The sequence below is a fragment of the Nocardiopsis nanhaiensis genome (assembly GCF_054778635.1).
Genome location: NZ_BAAGZJ010000161.1, coordinates 1 through 4,086, shown reverse-complemented (window position 1 = coordinate 4,086; position 4,086 = coordinate 1). Strand labels below are relative to the sequence as shown.

General features: G+C 73.0%; 3 protein-coding genes. All 3 read right to left on the bottom strand.

What is annotated here, in order from left to right; all coding sequences use genetic code 11:
• Window positions 1-687, bottom strand: a 687-nt coding sequence (locus ACYVD1_RS34425) for a serine/threonine-protein kinase (protein WP_460778667.1), incomplete at its 3' end; no start/stop codon positions are given.
• 7 nt (window positions 688-694) lie between these two features.
• Window positions 695-2,761: a WD40 repeat domain-containing serine/threonine protein kinase gene (locus ACYVD1_RS34420; protein ID WP_460778666.1), complete on the bottom strand. Its 2,067-nt coding sequence runs from the start codon at window positions 2,759-2,761 to the stop codon at window positions 695-697.
• Window positions 2,762-2,929: 168 nt separating this feature from the next.
• Window positions 2,930-4,086, bottom strand: a 1,157-nt coding sequence (locus ACYVD1_RS34415; protein ID WP_460778665.1) for a WD40 repeat domain-containing protein, incomplete at its 5' end; no start/stop codon positions are given.

The following is a 4,086-nucleotide window of genomic DNA, read 5'->3' as shown; positions in this document are numbered from 1 at the left end:
GGAGGGGTGCCCGTCGCCGAACGGGCTCCGGCCGGTGAGCGCGAACACCAGGACGGCGCCCAGCGCGAACACGTCCGCGGGAGCACCGGCTCCGCCGCGGCCACCCTCTCCGCCCCTGCCTCCGGCGGCGGTCTCCGGGGCCATGTAGCCGGGGGTGCCGGCGACCGGTGCCCCCGTGTCCTCCCCGGCCGGCTGGGAGCCCCCGACGGCCCGGGCGATGCCGAAGTCGATCACCTGGGGGCCGCCGGGCGCCACCAGGACGTTGCCGGGCTTGAGGTCGCGGTGGACCGTCCGGGCGCCGTGCACCCCGACCAGCGCCTGCGCGACCCCGCGTGCGACGGCCACCGCGGCGGGTTCGGGCAGCGGCCCGGCCCGCTCGACCAGCTCCTGGAGGGAGGGGCCGGGGACGTACTCGGTGGCCATCCAAGGGACCTCGTCGGCGGGGTCCGAGGCGTACACGCGGGTGAGGTGCTCCCCGCGGACCCGGTCGGCCAGCGCCAGCTCCCGGGCGAAGCGTTCGCGGAACTCGGGGTCGTAGGCGTACTCGGCGCGGACCGTCTTGACGGCGGCGTGCCGCCCGGCGCCGTCCGTTCCGAGGTAGACGCGGCCCATGCCGCCGGAGCCGATCAGGGCGAGGATGCGGTAGGGGCCGACCTGCCGCGGGTCGTCCGAGGTGGTGGGGTGCACGTGCGCCTCAGCTCATCTCGTTGATCACGTCGAGGGTCTCGGGGTCGAGGATGACCAGGGTGTTGTCCCTGGCGAAGGTGGCGACGGCCTCGCCGTCGGGGTGGGTGGCCACCCGGTCGACGAGCAGGGTGTCCCCGGTGGTGAGCTCCTCCCCGGTGGCGACGTCCCAGGCGCGGCCGCCGGACGGCCCTCCGGTGGGGTTGAGGGCCGTTCCGGCGGAGTAGAGGGTCTGGCCGTCCGAGGAGAAGGCGAGCCGGTCGTGGCTGCGTTCCCACTCGATCTCGCCGACGACCTCGTCTTCCTCGTAGTCGTACAGCTCGATGTCGCCGTAGCTGACGTCCACGGCCATGAGGGGTTCGGTCGGGGAGAGGGCGGCCGAGTGCTGCTCGGTGCCGTACTCGGGGGTGTCGTCCCGTACCTCCTCCGCCATGGCGGCGACTTGGTCGAAGGTGTCGACTTCGTACAGCTCCACCTGGGGGTAGTGGTTCAGGTAGTCGAGCATCAGGTGCCCGCCGTCGGCGGAGAACTCGACGTGCGAGGGGGCTTCCCCCAGGTCGAGGGTGTGCCGGACGGTGTCCTCCCCGCGGTCCCACAGGTACAGCCGTTCGCCCTCCTCGAGGTAGACGGTGACGGCGACCGTGGAACCGTCGGGCGTGATGGCGGTGGTCCCGTAGTCGATGACGTCCTCGGGGTCCTCGTCGTCCACGGTGAAGGAGTCGATGCCCTCCAGGTCGGGGCCGAGGATCTCGAGGGAGTCGTTGTAGCCGACGGCCGTGACGCCGTCGTCGGCGGGGGCGACGGAGTGGGGCCTGGGCTCGATGCTGTGCTGCAGCTCGCCGCTCTCCCAGTCCCAGAGGGTCACCTGGTCGGCGTGCACGTACACGCCGGAGCCGTCCGGGGTGAACGTCACGTGGTTGATGAAGCCGTCGATCCCGGCGTCCGGGCCGCCCTCCGCGGCCGAATCGTCCTGGTCGCCGTCGGAGCCCCCGCCGTTGTCGGCCTCCCCTTCGGCTTCCTCTGTGGCGGCCTCGTCGTCGGACCACGGGGCGACCGCGGCCAGCCCGACCCCGGCGGCCAGGACGAGGGCGGCCGCCCCGGCGCCCGCCGCGATCAGGCCGGTGCGGCGCTTCTTCGGCGGAGCGTTCAGGAGCCCCGTGGTGGACTGGTCGGACCCGGAGCGGGCCGCGTGCACCGCCTGGTGCGCGGCGTTCTGGTGGGCGTTGATCGAGTGGTTGACCTGCGCCGGGAGCCAGCCGTGTTCGGCGGAGGGCAGGGGCCGGTCGGAGAGGGCCCGGACGATGTCGTCGGAGGTCGGCCGCTCGGCGGGGTCCTTGGCCAGGCAGCGGGCCAGGAGCGGCCGGATGCTCTCGGGAACGTCGTCCAGGGTCGGATCCGCGCTGACCACCCGCGGCAGGACCTCGGGGGCCCGGCCGCTGCCGAAGGGTGCCCGGCCGGTGGCCGCGTAGGTCACCACCCCGGCGAGGGAGAAGACGTCGCTGGCCCGGCTGGTCTCGTGCCCCATGATCTGTTCGGGCGAGGTGTAGGAGGGCGTGCCGAAACCCTGGCCGGTCTTGGTGAGGACGGTGCCCTCGACGGCGCGGGCGATGCCGAAGTCGATCACCTGCGGGCCGCGCGGCGACAGCAGCACGTTGTCCGGCTTGAGGTCGCGGTGCATGAGCCCGGCGCCGTGGATCGCTTGGAGGGCGCGGGCCAGGCCGATCGCCAGGACCCGGAGGGAGTCCTCGGGGAAGGGGCCGTTCTCCCGGAGCGCCTTCGACAGGGTGGGTCCGGGGACGTACTCGGTGGCCATCCACGGTGTGTCGGAGTCGGGGTCGGCGTCCACCACGTCGGGGGTGAACGGTCCCGCGACCATCTGTGCGGTGCGCACCTCGCGGGCGAAGCGGGAGCGGAACTCGTGGTCCCGGGCCAGGTCCTGCTTGACCACCTTGAGCGCGGCGAGGCGGCCCGCCGGGGTTCGGGCCAGGTAGACCTCGCCCATACCGCCCGCGCCGAGGCGCGACAGGAGACGGTGGGGTCCGATGTGGCCTGGGTCGGATGGGGTGAGCGGATGCACGGGTCGGGATTCCTAGCGTTCGTGGCGGGTGTGTACCTGGAGTGATGGGGGCCGACGTGGTGTGACGTCCGGTGCGGGTGATTCGTTCGGTTCGGGGCCGGTGGTTCCCTTGGTGCGGTGTGCCGCCGGTACGGGGATACGGCCGCCCCTCCTGACGGGGGCGGCGGTTCAGCTGATCTCGTGGGTGTCCCGGAAGGTCTCGGGGTCGAGGAACAGGACCGTCGTCCCCTCGGTGTCGGCGTCGGCCACGGCGATCGCCTCCCCTCGCGGATGGACGGCGGGTCTCTCGTAGACGACGGAGTTGTCGGCGGTCAGGGCCTCCCCGGTTTCGGTGTCCCACACGTGGCCCCCGGGGTTCATGCCGCTGGCGGTGCGACCGGTGAGCAGTTGGGATCCGTCGGGGGTGAACGCGACCCCGAAGGGCGTACCCGGGGAGTCGAACTCGTGGACGGCCTCGCCCTCGGCCAGGTCGTACAGGACGGTGGTCTCCTCGGTCGCGCCGCTGATCCCGATCAGCGGGCCCTGAGGGGCGAAGGCGTGGTCGTAGACCGGGTGGAAGTCGTCCTCGTCGGGCTCCTCCTCGGGGAACTCGGCGACGGTCGCGTCGTCGGCCAGGTCGATGACCTCCAGCCGCGGTAGGCCGCTGCCGTGGTCCACCACGAGGTACGAGCCGTCGGGGCTGACCTCGGGCGCCATGACGTCCATCTCGCGTTCCCACACCACGGTGTCGTCGGCCCAGTCCCACACCCGGACGGTGACGTCCTTGTCCAGGTCGCGCTCGCGGAAGGCCACCAGGGACCCGTCCTCGGATAGGGACGCGCTGTCGAACAGGTCGAGTTCGTCCGGTGCCTCGGACGTGTAGGAGGCCAGTTCCCCGTGTTCGGAGTCCCAGAGCGTGACCCGGTCCTCGAAGGCGCCCGCCATGGTCCCGTCGGCCCCGAGGTCGAAGGAGTGCGGGCGCGTCCCTTCCGCCTCTGAGAACGCGGTGTCGACGAGTTCGCCCTCGCGCCAGTCCCACACCGTGACGGCGTGCGAGGTGTTCACGTACAGCTCGTCCCCGTCGGGCGTGAAGTACATGCCGTTGAAGGTCCCGGGGAAGGCCGGGCCCCGGGGCTGATCGTCGGTGTCCGCTCCGGCCCCCTCCTCGGTACCTTCCTCGGTCCCCTCCGGCGCGGAGTCCCCCGGGTCCGCCGGGTTCCCGTCGGCGCTGTCGACGCCCTCCCAAGGGCGGGTGACGGCCAGACCGGCCCCCGCCAGGAGGACCGCCGCCGCTCCCGCCGCCCCGGCGACGAGCAGGCCGCGCCGCCCGCGCCGACCACCGGACC